The sequence below is a fragment of the Serratia rubidaea genome (genome assembly GCF_016026735.1).
Taxonomy (GTDB): domain Bacteria; phylum Pseudomonadota; class Gammaproteobacteria; order Enterobacterales; family Enterobacteriaceae; genus Serratia_B; species Serratia_B rubidaea.
Genome location: NZ_CP065640.1, coordinates 4,449,529 through 4,467,902, shown reverse-complemented (window position 1 = coordinate 4,467,902; position 18,374 = coordinate 4,449,529). Strand labels below are relative to the sequence as shown.

Below are 18,374 nucleotides of genomic sequence, written 5' to 3'. Positions count from 1 at the left end.
CTCCATGATGCACATAACTTGACGGGTTAAAACTGCCCCCATTTTGGGCATGCCATTATTTGCCCCGGGGGCGGATTTTGATGGCCCGATAAGCCGCGTTTTTTGCGGTTAATTAACCGCTTTAGCGACGGGGGCCTGTGCTAGGGTGTGCGTCATCAAAATTGTCTCGGGTGTCCCGACAACCAGCACAGGGGAGCAGAATGGCGATTCAGGGGATTGAGGGCGTACTGCAGCAGTTACAGGCCACGGCGCTGCAGGCCGGCGGTGCAACCGCTGCTCAGCCAACGCAGGGCGCCAGCTTTGCCGCGGAGCTGAAGGCGGCGATCGGCAAAATCAGCGATAACCAGCAGGCGGCGCGCAAGCAGGCGCAGGATTTTGAACTGGGCGTGCCGGGCATCAGTCTGAATGATGTGATGGTCGATCTGCAAAAGTCATCGGTATCGCTGCAGCTGGGTATCCAGGTGCGTAATAAGCTGGTGGCGGCGTATCAGGATATTATGGGGATGCAGGTGTAGCCTGTTAAGACGTCTATTTTATAACGCATTTATGGCTACCCTTTTTATTATGGGGGAGTGAGGCTAGGTGGCTGGTTTCTGATCTGATACGGCCATCTTTCCTTGTGCTATGCATTTTTTTTGAGGGGGTTCTCGCATTATCTTAATGTTATTGAATTGCATGCTGCCTGCCCCCGCTCTGTATATCTCTGCGCTTGCGTGATGTTTTATTATCATTATTAAAAATCGTCACGTGAACTATTAATAATCATGATGTAAAATGATCGCCCCATTTAATGAAGGTATTTTTCACTTTTTTGATGGGTAATTAATGTGAGCAATCATTCAAGTATATATCGCGTGGTTAAAAATCTTAACCACGCGAGTACATAAGTTATGCTTTATGGCTAGGGATAAGTATTGATTTTTTGGTGGGATCGATTTTACATATCACTTTCTTCCCCATATTAATGAAAGGTTTTTCTATCATTAAGTGTGTCACATAAGAGACTAATATTATAATTATGGTTAATGTAATAAACTTAGGTGCGCCAGAAGAAAGTGCGTTAGGTAGTTGTATTGAATGTTTTGCTATAAATTCAAGCACTATAGCCTGCATTAAATACATCGAGTAAGAAACATCCCCCAGGAAAGATAATGACTTGCAATTAAAGAGTGATTTCGCTTTCTCAATTAACAGAGATGAAAACAATACAGCAGCGGCGATCATTCCCCAGGTGGTTGGTCCATGACCAAAGAATTTTTTCGAGATAAGCATGTAACAACATGATAATATTAATAAAGTTGATAGAGTGGTGACCAGCGCTCTGTTTTTAAGGATAAATCCATTATCTACTTTTAATACATAAAATATAAATATTCCATAGATGAAATCTATAAACATAGGTGAGGATAAGAAGGTTACAGGAAAGTGTAATACGCTGTTAGGTATAAAGTTAAAGTTATTGTAACCACTGAGAGAAACGGAGTTATTAAAGTGTAATTGGATTCCCAATACACATAGAATAATAAAACCGCCGCATATGATGCCGCGATATCGGTGTGACAGCATCATTGCCACCCAGAAAATACCATAAAAGGCTATTTCATAAGTAAGAGTCCATGCCGGCATTAGCATATTGTAGCCAAAGAAAGGCGATCCATCACTGTAGTTGCTGTTTAATGGAATTAGTGAACGGAAAAATAGCTCGTAGTTGCCAGACTGTGATATAAATACAAAGTAAAAAACAATGCATGATATAAGTAGTGGGTATATTCTAAATACTCTGCGGAATAGGTATTTCACACTTTGCATGTTTTCTTTTTTCTCAGTGGCGTACATTATAACAAAACCACTGATTACAAAGAACAGGTCGACACCAAATGCAGCGCTTTCAAAAAGAATATCACCCATATTTTTTATTGAGTATATATTGTTCAGGTCGAACCGTAGATGGTAAAAAATCACAAGCAATGCGGCAAAACCACGTAAATACTGCACGCAGTTAATACGCATTGAATCTTTATTATTCACTGTGTGTAAACTCCATTTTTTAAAAATTACAAATTTTTTATAACTAATTCACCATCAGGTGATTTTTTTTCGTCTTCCATAGCTTGTTGAAGCTGTGCTTGGTACTTTGACTGAAAGGTTCTAGATATCCTTTCTCTTCAAGATGAAGTGTGGTGGGTTTTCCTAACTTGCTGTAAGCGCACCATTTTTTGCTGTATGTTCGTACTTTTCATCACCCCGTTTGAATTTTACGTTAAGGAATCGAAATATTATGTCATGAATAGCCACTGCGTAAAACAGGTGGCGCATCATTCAGGCAAGTTTGTGTGCTAGGTCAATTAATGATGGTTGTTTTATCTACAATCAAGGTGATGAACCCCCCGTGCCGGATGCGAGTGCGTAATAGGCGTTCAAGCTAGGAATGATAACATATTTTAATAAAAACAATGTGTTATTTGATTGGGGTTTGTACGGCTCACTGGAAGGAAGAAGCTGTATAATTTCTGTTGTTTGCCGGATTACATCATACTAGAGCGAGTAACCTCAGTTGACAGATTTTCCGCTTTTGCTGCAACCGCTACGGCGGCAGTAAATCAGGGGTCGGCAAGGCAATGCCAAACAGTAAATATCGGTACTATTTCTCCAGGAATGGTTATGTGGTGAAGCATCGGGCATGGTCGATCGACTCATGTTAAACCGGCACCTTGCCGGTATAGGTGACGTCACGTGGTAAAAAAGAAATTTGTGATTGCTTTTTGTTCAACTATTCTGAGTATGAAAGTGAAGAAGTGTTTATGAATTTTTAGTGTCCTCTTTCATAACTGGAGGTGGTTGCGATGCAGAGTGATCCCTATTTTTTACGAGTGGCCAGGGGCGAGGTTATCCTGTCGCAGGTCTCAAAGATGTTGGGATGGAAGTTCGTCCACTATGATGATGATGCGATGAAGGTTCAGGTAGAATATGACGCCGAAGACTTGTTGACCAATCCACTGGGCTGTATCCAGGGCGGCATTCTGTCGGCCATGCTGGATGATGCGATGGGGCCGGCGGTGTATATGACGCTGCCGACGCCGCTGCTGGCGGTAACGATTGAATCAAAAACCAGCTTTATCAGCCCGGCACAGCCGGGAAAGATCAAAGGCTTTGGTAAAATAGTGCGCAAGACAGGTTCTATCGTATTTACCGAAGGCTTTTTACATAATACCGATGGTGAATTGATCGCAACAGGCAGCGCAACATTCAAACTGGGCAAATATGGCAGGCTGCCGATTCCCTGGCAGGGGTAGGCAATCTGCAGGCGCCGGCTGTCGGCTTGGTGAGCCGGCGCCAATATTGATTAATAATGCTAAATTATAAGATCAGCATATAAATACGCTTTATCGCGAAAGCATTATCGCGGCCAACCGGTGAGGGACGTCGCGTCTCCTGACGTGACGCCTCTCTCTATAAGGGAACATCGTCATCCAGGCTATCCAGAGTAATTAAAGAAAAATCTTTATTCAGCACGTTCACCTGCTTGATGCATGGCCGATCGGCTAATGGCCGACATTGACTGGCGATCTTTTCATCATGAATGCCGAGCCAGTCGGAAAACAGGTTCAGAAAGTCCAGGCCGCTGCGCTCCTCCGCTATATGGCGCTGTTCGCTTGCATCATAACTGGTAATGAAAAGCGGCACATTGAATGACTGCTTGTACAAATCGCTGTGTTCCATATAGGCATCATCTTCGCCTTTGTTAAATTGCCCCAGGCCATGATCGGCGAAATAGAGCATCGACCAGCGCTTCTTTCCGCGATCCGCCATCTTTTGTATCTCGTGGAGCATCGTGTCGGTATTTTTGATGCTCTGTACATAACAGGAGATATCCTGGCTGATATAAAACTCATCAAAGTGTCCGTCCGTTCTTGCACAGGATTCCGGATGGGAACCAATCAGGTGAATGACGATAAGTTTCTTTGGTGCCCGGTCGGATAGCGCATCCTGAATAGTGGGAAGTAAGGCGCTATCCGGGTAGTAATTGTGATCGTTGGAGTCGCCTTTTTTGACAAAATGGCTGACGTCGGCCTGTTTGCCGACGTCAGCCACGGGACCGTCATAGAGACCGAAACGTCCCTGATTTGATAGCCAGAAGGTTTTGTATCCGGCCTTTTTTGCCAGGCGAATAAAGCTATTGTTGTATTCTACATGGCCATTCTGCGCTAAGTAGAAGGAGGCGACGAGCGAAGGAACGGTAGCAAAACTGGCCGAATGATAATGATCGAAGAGAATGCCATTGGCCTGGCTCATAAACGGTGTGTTATTCAAACTAAAACCGTATGCATTCATGTAATCCTGCCGGACGCTTTCTCCGATCACTAAAATAAAGGTGTCATAAGGAGATGTCTGGGTTGTCGGCTGCCAGGTGTCGGGCATCGCCAGCAGCGAGGCGCTTATTTTTTCCTGCTGGGTGATAATCTTGTAGGGTCGGTAGATATCATAAACAAAACGATAAGGTGAAAATTTGATATCTGCCTGACTGATATCGCCATGTTTGATATATGAGTGGGCCGGGTTGAAGGAGATAACGGCTACCGTCAAAGCGATATAAATAGTGGCTAGCCGGTTTTTGATGTGCTTTGCCTGTTTTGCAATCAACATACACAGGATCGCTATCAGAAACAGCACGAATGACAGAATAATGCTGCCTGCAGGCAGCATGCCTAAAAATTCAGCGCTTTCTGCCAGGCTGGTATAGCGTGCGGCTGCTACGGTATTTAGCGACGGAGGACCATATTTGACGGCGACAGGCAGATAAACGGCGGCAATGACGGTCACTATGGTCAGGGTTATCTTGGCGGCGACAGGTGAAAATTTGGCCATAACAATGAGAATCAGAGCCAGTGCAACCGCATAGCCGGGACGAACCGCATAGCCAAAGGAGAAGTTAACCAATAAGGACCATAGAATAAACAGGAGGAGAAGAGTTTTGTTATTTAATAGTTTCATATTTTTGCTGTGGTGATAGAAAAGAAATTCAATTCGTCTGAGCGAAAAAACCGCAATGATTATATCACTTTACATTCACTCAATCGATGCGTTATGGGCTATTTCCTGAGTCGAATGTCTCGAATGGCGTGAAAAGTAACCGGTTCACGGTATCGGATATGCCGGGGCGAGAGACGGCAAGCAGAAGTATATACCGTGCCGTTTTTCTCGTATTACCACGCAAAGAAAAAGCGTGTGCGTGCAGGCTGAAAATCATTAATTATATTTATTGGTTTCTTATAAGAATATTCATGTTAATGTTTATATTAGGGGGAGGGATAGGCTACTGTTGCTGCGATACAGTGATTTAGATCGACATATGCAATTTTTCACTAATAAATAAGTGTTAGCGCCTAGCCCTTTCTATGTTATTAAATTAAAATGGCTGCGTTTTGGTTATATGACTCACTCAGGGAATGTTATGAGTATAAAAAGTGAAGCTGGATGGCGAAAAATAAGTATTGTAATAATAGCCATTCTCATTGTATTAGCCTATATCTTGGCTAAGCAGTGATCTTATCGCGGCCATGCATTGCATGGCCGTTTCTGCTTTCAGGTGTTTGTGACGGGCAAGACCGCTGGGAGTGCAACCCCTTACTTAACAAATACATAACCAAAAAGCACAAAATAATTAAACTTTTTTTGGCGTGAAATTATAATTCCTGCGATTTTGACAGAACGACTCTGTAGGACGGATTCTATGGTTGCAGCAATTATCATCGGTATTTTCCTTGTCAGTTTTATTTACGCCCACTCCCGCGGGCAAGAAAAACAAAAAGTTGGCAGGCAGCTTTTCGATCACTCCACCTTTATGGGGCCGGTCAACATGTTTATGACCGGCTTCTCCCGCCTGCCGGCGAAACAACCTTACTTTGCTCCGCAGACCTTTCCCGAGCTGCAGCCGTTGACCGACAACTGGCAGGTGATTCGTGAGGAGGCCCTGCGCCTGCAGGACCACATCAAGGCGGCGAAAAGTCACAATGACGCCGGGTTCAACACCTTTTTCAAGCGCGGCTGGAAGCGTTTTTATCTCAAATGGTATAGCGACACTCACCCTTCGGCGCTGGCGTTATGCCCCAATACCGTCGCGCTGCTTAACCAGATCCCGTCGGTAAAGGCGGCGATGTTCGCCGAACTGCCGGCCGGCAGCCATCTGGGCAAACACCGGGATCCTTACGCCGGGTCAGTGCGTTATCACCTGGGGCTGGTCACGCCGAATGACGACCGCTGCTTTATCGAGGTGGATCGCCAGCGTCACAGCTGGCGCGACGGCCAGGCGGTGATCTTTGACGAAACCTATGTGCACTGGGCGCAAAACGGCACGGATCAGACGCGGATTATCCTGTTCTGCGATATCGAACGGCCGATGAAGTGGGGCTGGGCGCAGGCGGTGAACCACTGGGTCGGCAAGACGTTGATGTCGGCGGCCAGTTCGCCCAATGACGAGCAGGACCGCACCGGCTTTATCAACCGTATTTTCAAATACGTCAATGCGATCCGTGATGCGGGCCAGCGGTTGAAAAAGCGCAACCGCCGCGGCTATTACCTGCTGAAATGGCTGCTAATTGCCGCCATCTTCGCCGCCATTATTATCCCGAGCCTGCGTTAAGTCATTGCGCCATTGCCCACTCCCTTGGGAAATGGCGCATATCGTTAGCCGCTTGCCGGCTCCATCACGCGCTGATGCCCGCGGATGGCGGTCGGGGCAAAACCGAAGCGCTTACGGAAACGTTCGGCAAAGCGCGAGGCGCTTTCATAGCCGACGTGTTGAGCAATGGCGGAAATCGGCCAGTCGGTAGATTGCAGCAGCGCCAGCGCGCTGCTCATGCGCACGTCAATCATCAGGTTGCGCAGGGCGGTGTTTTCCGCCGACAGCTTGCGCCGCAGCACCACTTCACTCATCGAGAGACTGGCGGCCACCTTTGCCGCACTCCAGATACTGTGCGGATCGGTGGCCAGACAGCGGCGTACGCGCTGCGTCAGATCCTTGACTTCGCCGTGGACGAATTTAACGCCGTACTGCGCCAGCCAGAGCAAAATCTCCAGCAGCTTATGGCGGGTAATCGCCGGTGGAAAACTGTGATGCAGCGTCAGCGCCAGATGCGTGGTTTCAAAACTGTGAATAAACCCGCAGGGAATATTCGGCAGCGCGCGGACGCCGGTAAACGTGCCGGCCGCGGGCGCCTCGTTGGGGGCGGCGGCGAACAGCTGCGGGTCGCAGGTGATCAGATGGCAGCTGAAGCGGCCATCGCCAGACAGGCTATTAATAATATCAACGGTTTGTCCGCCATCAATCAACAGTAAATCGCCGGTGTTCGCCACCACTTCATGCTGTTGCCAACGGATGCGCTTGCATCCCTCCTGGATCAGGTACAGGTGAGGTTGTTCGAAATACACTGAAGGGAGTAACAGTTCAGTATGTTGAATAATATGCGCCGAGCTACCGATCCCGGGACAAAGATTAATTGTGCGTTCCATCGATATTCGCTTCGCAGCCAGTCTCTGAGAATATCTTTACGCGTTGCCGACCATCGGGGCAACTTTTTTCCATACGCGATGACGCGCAGTCCTGCTTATTTCCTGCCAAAAATTAATTTCCTGCTGAACAGAAAACGTCCATGTCGGGATGATATTTATCCACGATCTATCCCGCCGGGCCAAACGGTATCCGTCAGGAAAACCGCCGCCGCCGAGAATAAAAAAACAGGATAAACGAAAAGCGTGTCGGGCGTTAAGCCCCATCAGGCGTACGGCCTGCGGCGAAAGCCGGGTAAGGCGCTTATTGGCCCTGCGGCTCCCCTAACAGCAGGGCGCGGTCGTGAAATTGCCCGTAGGTGGCGTTAACGGCGCTTTGCCGCGTTGACCGATCGATTAAGGATTTTAATTCTGTCAGACGCTGCTGCAATAAGGCGCGCAGCTGCGTTTCATTATCCAGTATTTGCTGCAGCTTATGGCGCAATAGCTCCTGCAGCGCCATGGATGACGCCATCACGTCAGAGAAGTCAGCGGTTTTTTCTACCGCGGTGACATAGCTCAGCTCAAGTTCCACCAGACGCTCCCAGTCGCCGTTCTGCGCCAGCGCGAGCATTTGCGCGCTGAGGGTGGTGATTTGTTGATATGCGGATAACAGTTGCTGTTGACGTTCCATTACATGACGTCCTGCGCGGGTTGATAATTGGGGCCGATTTGTCGCCAGGCGTCGGCGATATTTTCCAGCAGTTTCGCCACTTCGTCGAGCGCCTGCAGGTCGTTATGCAGGTTGGCCTGCAGCAGACGGCGTTTCATATAGTCGTACAGCGCATCGAGCTGCGCGGCAATCTCGCCGCCTTGCTGGTGGTCTAGCCCGCTTTTCAGGCCGTTGTCGATAATGTTTATCGCCTTGGACAGCGCCTGGCCCTTGCCGGTGATATTGCCTTGTTCCATCAGTATGCGTGCGCGGGACAGGGCGCTTTGCGCCCCGTCGAATAGCATTACGATTAACTGATGCGGACTGGCGCTCATGACGCCGCTTTCCAAACCAACCTGTGCGTAGGCCTGCGTTCCGCTACGGTTATACATGCTGTTGTTTACCTGTCTTTAGACTGCTCAAGAGAACTGTTGGGTTAAATAGCTGCTGGTGCCGTTGAGTTTGGTCAGAACGGTATCCAGCTGGACGAATTGCTGTTTATAGCGGTCGATGGTGTTCTGAATGCTTTCCGACACGCGGTCGATTTGCGTGTTCAGCCGGTCGAGGCTGCTGTTGATGCTCTTGGTGGAGCTCTCGATAATGCCGCCGGCCTTGATATAGTTCTGGATCTCGTTATGAATCTCCGTCGCCATACCGCTGTCTTTACCGTTGCCGGCAAAGAAGTTCGCCACCTGGTCAGGTTTGTCTTCAATCGCTTTTTTCAGTTTGTCACTGTCGATTTCCAGCTTGCCGGTTTTGACATCGGTCTTGATGCCCAGGTTGCCGAGGCCCTTGAGTTCCGGGTTATTTTGCGCGGTGCTCAGCGCGTTCTTAATCGATGACTGAATGCCGCGCAGGGTGTTGTCCCCCAGCAGCGCGCCGTTACTGGTCGACTGCTTTTCGCCGCTTTTTACCGGCGTGTATTTGGTCAGCGAGTTAAAGGTATCCAGCAGGGAGTTGTAACTGTCGACCCACTCTTTGATCTTGTCGGCGGAGCCGCTCTTGTCGGCGTCAATCACCAGGTTCTGCGACTCGCCGGGCTTGGTGAGGGTCTTCAGATCCAGCGTGACGCCCTGCAGCGCATCGGAGATAGAGTTGGTGCTGCGCTGAATCTGCGTGCCGTTAATGGTGACTTTGGCGTCCTGGCCTTTCACCGTTTCCTGCAGCGCGCCCGTGCCGCTGGTGCTGTCGTAGTTCAGCACCGCGCCCAGTTTGTCGTCGTTATTCACCTGCACGGAGATTTTGCTCTCTGCGCCCGGGGTGCTGGCGCTGATGGCCAGTTTGTACTCATTGTCGCCGACGCGCATGATGCTGGCGTTGACGCCGGCCTTGGCGCCGTTGATGGCGTCGCGCATTTCCACCAGCGACGTCTGGTCGTCGCCGAGCGGAATGGTCACCGCTTTCGGCGGGTTGCCGGAGGTCAGGGTGAGGGAGCGGTCGCTGGCGCCGCTTTCGCCCAGTTTCTCCGTCTGGCTGGCAATATGGGCTTTAGTGGTCAGCGTTTGCGGCTGCGCCAGCTGGTCGACGGTGATGGTGTAGTTGCCCGGCACCGCTTTGGCGTTGGTGGTGACGTTAAACTGATCGTGCTTGCTGGCGGTGGTGTTGGTGAAAAATTCCGGCTTGGCCAGCTCTTTACTCAGGTTGTCGAACTTCTCCAGCGCGCCTTTCAGCGTGCCGTAAGCGGTCAGCTTGGCGTTATAGCTGCTCTGCTGGGTGGTGTAGGGCGTCAGACGCTGCTTTTCCGCCTGGCTCAGTTTGTCCAGTAATCCATTCATGTCCATGCCGGTGCTGATGCCTAATGAACTGATCGCTGCCATGGGTCGTGCTCCTTGTTGGTTGTATTCACTTAATGCGTTATCGGCCCGGCGGATAAAAAGTTTACGCAGAAAAGTAAAAAACGATGGCGCAATAGAAGAGGGAAAAAGCGTGTTATTTACGCCATTGGGCAATGGCGAAAAAAAAATAAAAAAAATCTAAAGGTTGCAAGGGCAGCGCCGATACCTGAGTGGACGGTGATTGACGCCGTGGGCAACAGCCCGAACCTTTAATTGTGAATATGAATGACGCTATGCATTCATACTGATTCGTAAGGAAACTCACACTATGGCACAAGTAATTAACACCAACAGCCTGTCGCTGATGGCGCAGAACAACCTGAACAAATCTCAGTCTTCTCTGGGCACCGCGATTGAGCGTCTGTCTTCCGGTCTGCGTATCAACAGCGCGAAGGACGATGCGGCCGGCCAGGCGATCTCCAACCGCTTCAGCGCCAACATCAAAGGCCTGACTCAGGCGTCCCGCAACGCTAACGACGGCATCTCCCTGGCGCAGACCACCGAAGGCGCGCTGAACGAAGTTAACGACAACCTGCAGAACATCCGTCGTCTGACCGTACAGGCGCAGAACGGTTCCAACTCTGACAGCGACCTGAAATCCATCCAGGACGAGATCACCCAGCGTCTGTCTGAAGTTAACCGTATCTCTGAGCAAACTGACTTCAACGGCGTGAAAGTGCTGAGCAAAGATCAGTCTCTGACTATCCAGGTTGGCGCTAACGACGGCGAAACCATCAACATCGATCTGCAAAAAATCGATGCCAAGCAGCTGGGTCTGGAAGGTTTTGACGTGACCGTTAAAGGCCCGACCGCGGGTAACGAAGTTGCCAAGGGCGCAACCATCAAGGCCTCTACCGGCGAAGACGTGAGCTACGATCCGGCGGCAAGCGGTCTGGCGGCAGGTAAGACGCTGATTACCGGTAAAGATGCGGACGGTAAAGACACCATGTTCGTTGAAACCACCGATGCGGCCACCGGCGCGAAAACCTACGCGGGAGCGACCGTGGATAAAGACGGTAAAGTCACCGAAGACAGCACCGCCGTTACCATGAAAACGCCGCTGGATACCCTGGACAAAGCGCTGTCTCAGGTTGATAAACTGCGTTCTTCTCTGGGTGCGGTACAGAACCGTTTCGATTCTGTCATCAACAACCTGAACAGCACCGTTAACAACCTGTCCGCTTCCCAGTCCCGTATTCAGGATGCCGACTACGCGACCGAAGTGTCCAACATGAGCCGCGCCAACATCCTGCAGCAGGCTGGCACCTCCGTGCTGGCGCAGGCTAACCAGTCGACTCAGAACGTGCTGTCTCTGCTGCGTTAATCCCCGCTCTCCGATTAACTGTCGCTTATCACCCCGCCTGCCTCGGCGGGGTTTTTTTATGCCCGTGCGCCGGCGTTGAGCCGCATGGGGTAAATAAGGCCCGTTTTTTGCGGCTGTTCCGCCGATTGTCATTGCGTCCACTGCGGATAATAACGCTGACTCCTTAATCCGCAGGTTTTAGACATAGTGAGCGATCTGTATACCGCCGAAGGCGTAATGGACAAAAACTCCCTCTGGCTGCGCTACGTTCCGCTGGTGCGCCACGAGGCGCTGCGCCTGCAGGTCCGGCTGCCCGCCAGCGTCGAGCTTGACGATCTGCTGCAGGCCGGCGGCATCGGGCTGCTGAACGCCGTCGAACGTTACGACGCGCTGCAGGGGACCGCCTTTACCACCTATGCGGTGCAGCGCATCCGCGGCGCAATGCTCGATGAGCTGCGCAGCCGCGACTGGGTGCCGCGCAGCGTGCGGCGTCACGCCCGCGAAGTAGCGCAGGCGATGCAGCGGCTGGAGCAGCAGTTGGGGCGTCCGCCTGCCGAGCTGGAGGTGGCGCAGGCGCTGGACATTTCGCTCAGCGATTACCGTCAGATCCTGCTGGATACCAATAACAGTCAGCTGTTCTCCTACGACGAGTGGCGCGAAGAGCAGGGGGAAAGCGTCGAGCTGATGCTGGAAGGGCATGAAGAGGCCAATCCGCTGCAGCAGCTGCTGGAGGGCAACCTGCGTCAGCGGGTGATTAACGCCATCGAAGCCCTGCCGGAGCGCGAGAAGATGGTGCTGACGCTCTATTACCAGGAGGAGTTGAACCTGAAGGAGATTGGCGCGGTGCTGGACGTCGGCGAATCGCGCGTCAGTCAATTACACAGCCAGGCGATTAAACGTCTGCGCGCCCGTTTGGCAAATGATTGATCGGCGATAACAGGAGCTATCATTATGTCTGGAACAGTACTGAAAAAGCGGCCGCTAAGCCGCTATATGAAAGATTACAAACACACCCAGACCCACTGCGGTCAGTGCGGTAAACTGCTGGACCGCATGGCGCTGGTGTTTCGCGGCAAGATCATCAATAAAGAGGCCATCGCCCGTATGGATCAGCCGATCGATGATCAGGTATGGCAAAACGTGCAGCAGGAGCTGACCGCGCTGTGCCGTTTCTGCAGTGAAATTTCCTGCAACAGCCACCCCAGCTATTTCGACATTATGGCGTTCAAGCAGTACCTGTTCGAACAGACCGAAATGAGCCACAGCACCGTGCGTGAATACGTGGTGCGCCTGCGGCGGCTGGATGAAATGCTGACCGCACGCAACTATCCGGCGGATAAATTCAGCAACGGCGGCAGCCACCACCTGATTGACGACCTGCCCAGCGCCGGACATAACAACTATCGCATCGCGCTGCGTAAATACGACCAGTATCTCGCCTGGCAGAAGAGCTACTAGGCCCGTGGCGGCCGTCTGCGGGCGGTCGCCGGCACTCCCATGATGAATAATGAGTGATTATTGACGTCACTTCTGTTACACCTAGCTGTCAGACGTTAATACCGCTTTACTGGGAGTAAGCTGTGAATCTGCAACAGCAACTGGCGCAATTCCCGCGCCTCGATTTGGTTGGCTCCGCCACGCCGCTGGAGAAACTGTCCCGCCTTTCTGACTACCTTGGCCGTGAAATATACATCAAACGTGACGACGTCACGCCGATGGCTATGGGTGGCAACAAACTGAGAAAACTGGAGTTTTTGGCCGCCGATGCGCTGGAGCAGGGGGCCGATACGCTGGTGACCGCCGGCGCCATCCAGTCCAACCACGTCCGCCAGACCGCCGCCGTCGCCGCCAAACTTGGCCTGCACTGCGTGGCGCTGCTGGAAAACCCCATCAATACGCAGGCGGAAAACTACCTGAGCAACGGCAACCGCCTGCTGCTGGATCTGTTCAATACGGAAGTGGTGATGTGCGATGCGCTGCACGCGCCGCAGCAGCAGCTGGAGGAGCTGGCGACGCGTCTGGAAGCGCAGGGCTTCCGGCCTTATGTGGTGCCGGTGGGCGGCTCTAACGCACTCGGCGCGCTGGGCTACGTGCAGTGCGCGCTGGAAATCGCGCATCAGGGCAAGGACGTTGCCTTCAGTTCCGTGGTGGTGGCCTCCGGCAGCGCCGGTACCCATGCCGGTTTGGCGCTCGGGCTGCAGCAGCTGCTGCCGGACAGCGAACTGATTGGCGTCACCGTTTCACGCCGCGCTGAGGAGCAACTGCCGAAGGTCGAACAGATCCGGCAGGAACTGGCCCTTGCGCTGGGTCTGGAGGCGCAGGCGCCGATTACGCTGTGGGATGACTATTTTGCACCGCAGTACGGCATGCCGAACGACGAGGGCATGGCGGCGGTGCAGCTGCTGGCGCAGCAGGAAGGCATTTTGCTTGACCCGGTGTATACCGGTAAGGCGATGGCCGGGCTGATCGACGGCATTGCTCAGGGGCGTTTCCGCGATGACGGCCCAATCTTGTTTGTGCACACCGGCGGCGCGCCGGCGCTGTTCGCCTATCACCCGCAGGTATAGGCCGGCAGGTAGTTATATTCCATTCTGGACTATATTTATTAGGTAATATTCCTTTATACCGCGATGCAGGCTGTTAAAGTCCTGAAATCAAAAAAGATAACATTTTATACGGGGTATCTATGCTCTTTTCCAAAGTTCGACGCCAACTGGCACTGGGGATGATGGCGGTGGCGCTGACCGCCGGCCTGACGGCAAACACCTTCGCGGCAGACAATCTGCTGGAGCAGGTCAAACATAACGGCACGCTGAAAGTGGGGCTGGAAGGCACCTATCCGCCGTTCAGTTTCCAGGGGGAAGACGGTAAGCTGACCGGCTTCGAAGTGGACTTCGCCAACGCGCTGGCGCAGCATCTGGGCGTCAAGGCCAAGCTGAGCCCGACCAAATGGGACGGCATGCTGGCGTCGCTGGATTCCAAACGCATCGACGTGGTGATCAATCAGGTCACCATTTCCGACGAGCGGAAGAAAAAATATGACTTCTCCACGCCGTACACCGTCTCCGGCATTCAGGCGCTGGTGAAGAAGGGCAATGAGGGGCAGATCGCCAAACCGGAAGACCTGAAGGGTAAAAAGGTCGGCGTAGGCCTCGGCACCAACTATGAACAGTGGCTGCGCGAAAATGTGCAGGGCGTTGACGTGCGCACCTATGACGACGACCCGACCAAATATCAGGATCTGCGCGTTGGCCGCATCAACGTGATTCTGGTGGACCGCCTGGCGGCGCTGGATCTGGTGAAGAAAACCGGCAATACGCTGGCGGTCGCCGGCCCGGCGTTCTCCCGTCAGGAGTCCGGCGTTGCGGTGCGTAAAAATAATCCGGAGTTGCTGAACGCCATTAACCAGGCGATCGCCGAGATGCAGAAAGACGGCACGCTGGCGAAAATCTCTGACAAATGGTTTGGTGCGGACGTAACGAAATAATGCAAGAAAGTATTCAACTGGCGCTGGATTCAGCGCCGTTTTTATTGAAGGGCGCCATACTCACGCTGCAGCTGAGCCTGGGCGGGATGGCGCTGGGGCTGATTCTGGGCTTTCTGCTGGCGCTGATGCGCCTTTCGCATTTCTGGCCGCTGTCGTGGTTGTCGCGTATTTACGTGTCACTGTTCCGCGGCACGCCGCTGATTGCCCAGCTGTTTATGATTTATTACGGCCTGCCGCAGTTCGGCATTGAGTTTGACCCGTTCCCGGCGGCGCTGATCGGCCTGTCGCTCAATACGGCGGCCTACACCTCGGAAACCCTGCGTGCCGCTATTTCTTCCATTGATAAAGGTCAGTGGGAAGCGGCGGCCAGCATCGGCATGTCGCCGTGGCAGACCCTGCGCCGGGTGATCCTGCCGCAGGCGGCGCGCACCGCGCTGCCGCCACTGGGCAACAGCTTTATCGGGCTGGTGAAAGACACCTCGCTGGCGGCGACGATTCAGGTGCCGGAACTGTTCCGTCAGGCGCAGCTGATCACCTCGCGCACGCTGGAGGTGTTCACCATGTATCTGGCGGCATCGCTGATCTACTGGCTGATGGCGACGCTGCTGTCTGCGCTGCAGAACCGTCTGGAATCGCACGTTAACCGTCAGGATAAGGAATAAGCCCATGAGCGCCATCGAAGTAAAGGACGTAGTGAAAAAGTTCAATGGCCATACGGTGCTGCACGGTATCGATCTCGAGGTGAATTCCGGCGAAGTGGTGGCTATTATCGGGCCGAGCGGCTCGGGGAAGACCACGCTGCTGCGCTGCATCAACCTGCTGGAAGTGCCGGATTCCGGCACTATCCGCGTGGGGGATATCGAGATCGACAGCGCGCGTTCGCTCGGTAAACAGAAAAGCCAGGTGCGCGAACTGCGCCAGCAGGTGGGGTTTGTGTTTCAGAACTTCAACCTGTTCCCGCACCGTTCGGTGCTGGAGAACATCATTGAAGGGCCGGTGATCGTGAAGGGCGAAGAGCGCGCCAAGGCTGAGCAGCGCGCTCGCGAGCTGCTGGCGAAGGTCGGGCTGAGCGGCAAAGAGCAGGCCTATCCGAAGCGCCTGTCCGGCGGTCAGCAGCAGCGGGTGGCGATCGCCCGCGCGTTGGCGATGCAGCCGGAAGTAATCCTGTTTGACGAACCCACCTCGGCGCTGGACCCGGAGCTGGTGGGCGAGGTGCTCAACACCATTCGCGCGCTGGCGGAAGAGAAGCGCACCATGGTGATCGTCACCCACGAGATGAGCTTTGCCCGCGACGTCGCCGACCGCGCCATCTTTATGGACAACGGCCGCATTGTCGAACAGGGGCCGGCGAAGGCGCTGTTTGCCGACCCTCAGCACCAGCGCACCCGTCAGTTCCTCGATAAGTTTATTAACCAGTAAACGCTGCCGGGCGCGGTATGCCGCGTCCGGCTTGTTCAGCCCGTCCGTGCTCTGCATCACACTATCGTCGTTTTTGGGCAGAGAATCTGTATCAGGTTCTATACTTGGTCGTTGGCTGGTGCCATCTCGTCTTTTAGCTAGGGAAGGATCTCATGAGCGGCAGCGGAACGCAGTTTGATTTTGTGGCGCTGATGCAGGAAAAATCCAGCGCGCATGGCTTTGTGCTGGATGACGATCAGTGTCGCGTCGTGGCTCGGCTGGGCAGCCTGATCGCTGCGCAGGCGCCCCGCCCGCCGCATCATGCCGGCGGCGTTTATCTGTGGGGTAAGGTCGGGCGGGGCAAGACGTTTATCCTCGACGCGTTTTATGATGCGGCGCCAATCCGCAGCAAACGCCGCGTACACTTCCATTATTTTTTCCGTGAACTACACCAACGCATGGCCGCACAGGATAACCGCGGGCGGTCAATAACCGAGGTGTTGAGCGCGCAACTGGGCGACTGCCGGTTATTGTGTTTTGATGAGTTCCATCTGCACGATATTGGCGACGCGATGCTGATCAAACCCCTGCTGGAGTTTATTTTTCAGCGGCAGATTGTGTTGGTGACAACCTCCAACTATCCGCCGGATGAACTGCTGGCCAACCCCCTCTACCACCAGCGCTTTGTGCCTTCGATAGCGTTAATCAAACAGCATATGGAGATCTTCGCGCTGACCGGCGGGCAGGATTACCGCCTGCTGGGGGCGAATGACAGCACGCCGTTTTGCGAGGGCGTCTATCTTAGCCCCGGCAGCGCAGAGCAGCGCCGGGCGTGCGGGCTGCCGCAGCCTGACGGTGAGCACGCCCTCGAGGTTGGCTACCGCAGGCTGGCGGTGCTTTCTCCCGCCGGCGACGTTCTGCACTTTTCTTTTGCGGCGCTGTGCGTGGCGCCGACGGCGGTGATGGATTATCTGGCGCTGTGTGAACGCTGCCGCTGCTGGATTATCGAAGACGTTCCGGCGCTGGCGACCCAGTCTGCGGCGGCGCAGCAGCGTTTTATCAACGTGATTGACGTGCTCTACGATCAGAGTTGCCGGCTGTATATCATCAGCGACTACCCGCTGGACGCGATGACTGACGGCGTGGCGCAGGAAGATATCCAGCGCACCCGCAGCCGGCTGAGACAGCTGAAACACGCCGTGCCGGCCGGCCGGCCATAACATCAGGCTGATACCGACATGCAAGACGCACTGCAGCTTTCCCATTATCTGGTGCTGGCCGGCGCGCTGCTGGCGGCCTATGTGATCTTCGGCATTGCCGGGTTCGGCACCGCGCTGATCGCCAGCCCGGTGATGGCGCTGTATATCCCGGTGGCGAAAATCGTGCCGTTGCTGGCGCTGTTGGATATGTGCGCGGCGCTGGTCAATGTGAGCCGCGACGGGCGCAACGCAAACCGGCCGGAATTAAGGCGGCTGATCCCGCTGATGATCGCCGGCAGCCTGATTGGCGCGCTGATCCTGCTGAGAACCCGACCCGATATCCTGCTGTTGGCGCTGGGGATCTTCGTGGTGCTGTATGCCGTCTACGCCCTCAGCGGCCTGAAACCGGATCGCCGCTTTTCCGCCAAAGCCGCCGTACCGTTTGGCCTGGTCGGCGGCGTGTTCAGTGCGCTGTTCGGCAGCGGCGGTTTTATTTACGCGATTTACCTTAGCGGACGCATTGAGCGCAAAGAGGCGATGCGCATTACGCAAACCACGCTGATCGGCCTGAGCACGCTGACCCGGGTGGTGATTTTTGCGCTGGCCGGGGTCTATTTTGACGCCGATCTGCTGCTGTTGGCGTTGGCGCTGGCACCGGGGATGCTGCTGGGTATCACGCTTGGCCGCTATTTCACGCTCAAGATGTCACGTGAACAGTTCCTGAAACTGATTAATATGATCCTGCTGGCCTCGGGCAGTATGCTGATTATCCGCTATCTGTCCGCCGCGCTGTGAATTTAAGTTTATTCCTAGCAATATCTGTGAGTTACGTCGATCAGATAGACCGCTGTCGTTGTTGAAACCCTGACCAGGAATCGGGAAAGATACCTTTGCACCCGCAGAAGCCTATGCCTTTATGCAGTCCCTGCCTCGCGAATTGGCGGGATGGATCACG

The 18,374-nt window shown here is 53.5% G+C and carries 18 protein-coding genes; 12 read left to right on the top strand and 6 right to left on the bottom strand.

The genetic code is table 11. From position 1 onward, the window contains the following. Nucleotides 1-200: 200 nt before the first annotated feature. Nucleotides 201-515, top strand: a complete 315-nt coding sequence (fliE, locus tag I6G83_RS21015; RefSeq protein WP_054306780.1) for a flagellar hook-basal body complex protein FliE — start codon at nt 201-203, stop codon at nt 513-515. A 373-nt stretch (nt 516-888) separates the two neighbouring features. Here fliE and I6G83_RS21010 read toward each other — a convergent pair whose 3' ends face one another. After that, nucleotides 889-2,028, bottom strand: coding sequence for an acyltransferase family protein (locus I6G83_RS21010; RefSeq protein ID WP_152972207.1), 1,140 nt, complete (start codon nt 2,026-2,028; stop codon nt 889-891). Nucleotides 2,029-2,843: 815 nt separating this feature from the next. Between I6G83_RS21010 and I6G83_RS21005 the strand changes: the two genes are divergently transcribed. Continuing rightward, nucleotides 2,844-3,293 (top strand): PaaI family thioesterase, encoded by a 450-nt coding sequence (locus tag I6G83_RS21005; RefSeq protein ID WP_054306778.1) that lies wholly within the window; start codon nt 2,844-2,846, stop codon nt 3,291-3,293. A 157-nt stretch (nt 3,294-3,450) separates the two neighbouring features. On the opposite strand, the gene I6G83_RS21000 is transcribed toward I6G83_RS21005, so the two are convergent. Further along, nucleotides 3,451-4,992 (bottom strand): phosphoethanolamine transferase, encoded by a 1,542-nt coding sequence (locus I6G83_RS21000; RefSeq protein WP_054306777.1) that lies wholly within the window; start codon nt 4,990-4,992, stop codon nt 3,451-3,453. A gap of 739 nt (nt 4,993-5,731) precedes the next feature. Between I6G83_RS21000 and lpxO the strand changes: the two genes are divergently transcribed. After that, complete coding sequence (gene lpxO, locus I6G83_RS20995) at nt 5,732-6,640, top strand: lipid A hydroxylase LpxO (protein WP_054306776.1); 909 nt, start codon at nt 5,732-5,734, stop codon at nt 6,638-6,640. A 44-nt stretch (nt 6,641-6,684) separates the two neighbouring features. On the opposite strand, the gene I6G83_RS20990 is transcribed toward lpxO, so the two are convergent. The 4 genes from I6G83_RS20990 to fliD form a co-directional block, all read right to left on the bottom strand. Further along, nucleotides 6,685-7,509 (bottom strand): helix-turn-helix transcriptional regulator, encoded by an 825-nt coding sequence (locus tag I6G83_RS20990; RefSeq protein ID WP_054306775.1) that lies wholly within the window; start codon nt 7,507-7,509, stop codon nt 6,685-6,687. Nucleotides 7,510-7,810: 301 nt separating this feature from the next. Further along, nucleotides 7,811-8,179: a flagella biosynthesis regulatory protein FliT gene (gene fliT / locus I6G83_RS20985; RefSeq protein ID WP_054306774.1), complete on the bottom strand. Its 369-nt coding sequence runs from the start codon at nt 8,177-8,179 to the stop codon at nt 7,811-7,813. Continuing rightward, nucleotides 8,179-8,589: a flagellar export chaperone FliS gene (gene fliS / locus I6G83_RS20980; RefSeq protein ID WP_054306773.1), complete on the bottom strand. Its 411-nt coding sequence runs from the start codon at nt 8,587-8,589 to the stop codon at nt 8,179-8,181. The genes fliT and fliS overlap by 1 nt, the downstream gene beginning before the upstream one ends. Nucleotides 8,590-8,616: 27 nt before the next feature. Continuing rightward, on the bottom strand, nt 8,617-10,014 hold the full coding sequence (gene fliD / locus I6G83_RS20975) for a flagellar filament capping protein FliD (RefSeq protein WP_054306772.1): 1,398 nt from the start codon (nt 10,012-10,014) through the stop codon (nt 8,617-8,619). A 286-nt stretch (nt 10,015-10,300) separates the two neighbouring features. Here fliD and I6G83_RS20970 point away from each other — a divergent pair, with 286 nt between their 5' ends. From I6G83_RS20970 to I6G83_RS20930, 9 genes are all read left to right on the top strand, one after another. Then, nucleotides 10,301-11,356 carry a flagellin FliC gene (locus I6G83_RS20970; RefSeq protein WP_054306771.1) on the top strand — a complete coding sequence of 352 codons (1,056 nt, stop codon included), beginning with the start codon at nt 10,301-10,303 and terminating at the stop codon, nt 11,354-11,356. Between the two features lie 186 nt (nt 11,357-11,542). Then, a complete protein-coding gene (locus tag I6G83_RS20965; protein ID WP_054306770.1) occupies nt 11,543-12,262 on the top strand; it encodes an RNA polymerase sigma factor FliA in 720 nt (239 codons plus the stop codon). Nucleotides 12,263-12,286: 24 nt separating this feature from the next. After that, on the top strand, nt 12,287-12,793 hold the full coding sequence (fliZ, locus tag I6G83_RS20960; RefSeq protein WP_054306769.1) for a flagella biosynthesis regulatory protein FliZ: 507 nt from the start codon (nt 12,287-12,289) through the stop codon (nt 12,791-12,793). A 122-nt stretch (nt 12,794-12,915) separates the two neighbouring features. Next, nucleotides 12,916-13,902: a D-cysteine desulfhydrase gene (locus tag I6G83_RS20955; protein WP_062778889.1), complete on the top strand. Its 987-nt coding sequence runs from the start codon at nt 12,916-12,918 to the stop codon at nt 13,900-13,902. A 119-nt stretch (nt 13,903-14,021) separates the two neighbouring features. Continuing rightward, nucleotides 14,022-14,822, top strand: coding sequence for a cystine ABC transporter substrate-binding protein (gene tcyJ / locus I6G83_RS20950; protein WP_054306767.1), 801 nt, complete (start codon nt 14,022-14,024; stop codon nt 14,820-14,822). Continuing rightward, a complete protein-coding gene (gene tcyL / locus I6G83_RS20945) occupies nt 14,822-15,484 on the top strand; it encodes a cystine ABC transporter permease (protein ID WP_054306766.1) in 663 nt (220 codons plus the stop codon). The genes tcyJ and tcyL overlap by 1 nt, the downstream gene beginning before the upstream one ends. A 4-nt stretch (nt 15,485-15,488) precedes the next feature. Beyond that, on the top strand, nt 15,489-16,241 hold the full coding sequence (gene tcyN, locus I6G83_RS20940) for an L-cystine ABC transporter ATP-binding protein TcyN (protein WP_015672792.1): 753 nt from the start codon (nt 15,489-15,491) through the stop codon (nt 16,239-16,241). Nucleotides 16,242-16,393: 152 nt separating this feature from the next. Next, entirely contained in the window at nt 16,394-17,440 is a 1,047-nt protein-coding gene (zapE, locus tag I6G83_RS20935) for a cell division protein ZapE (protein ID WP_054306765.1), read from the top strand. An 18-nt stretch (nt 17,441-17,458) separates the two neighbouring features. Continuing rightward, nucleotides 17,459-18,214, top strand: coding sequence for a sulfite exporter TauE/SafE family protein (locus I6G83_RS20930; protein WP_054307454.1), 756 nt, complete (start codon nt 17,459-17,461; stop codon nt 18,212-18,214). The last annotated feature ends 160 nt before the right edge of the window (nt 18,215-18,374 follow it).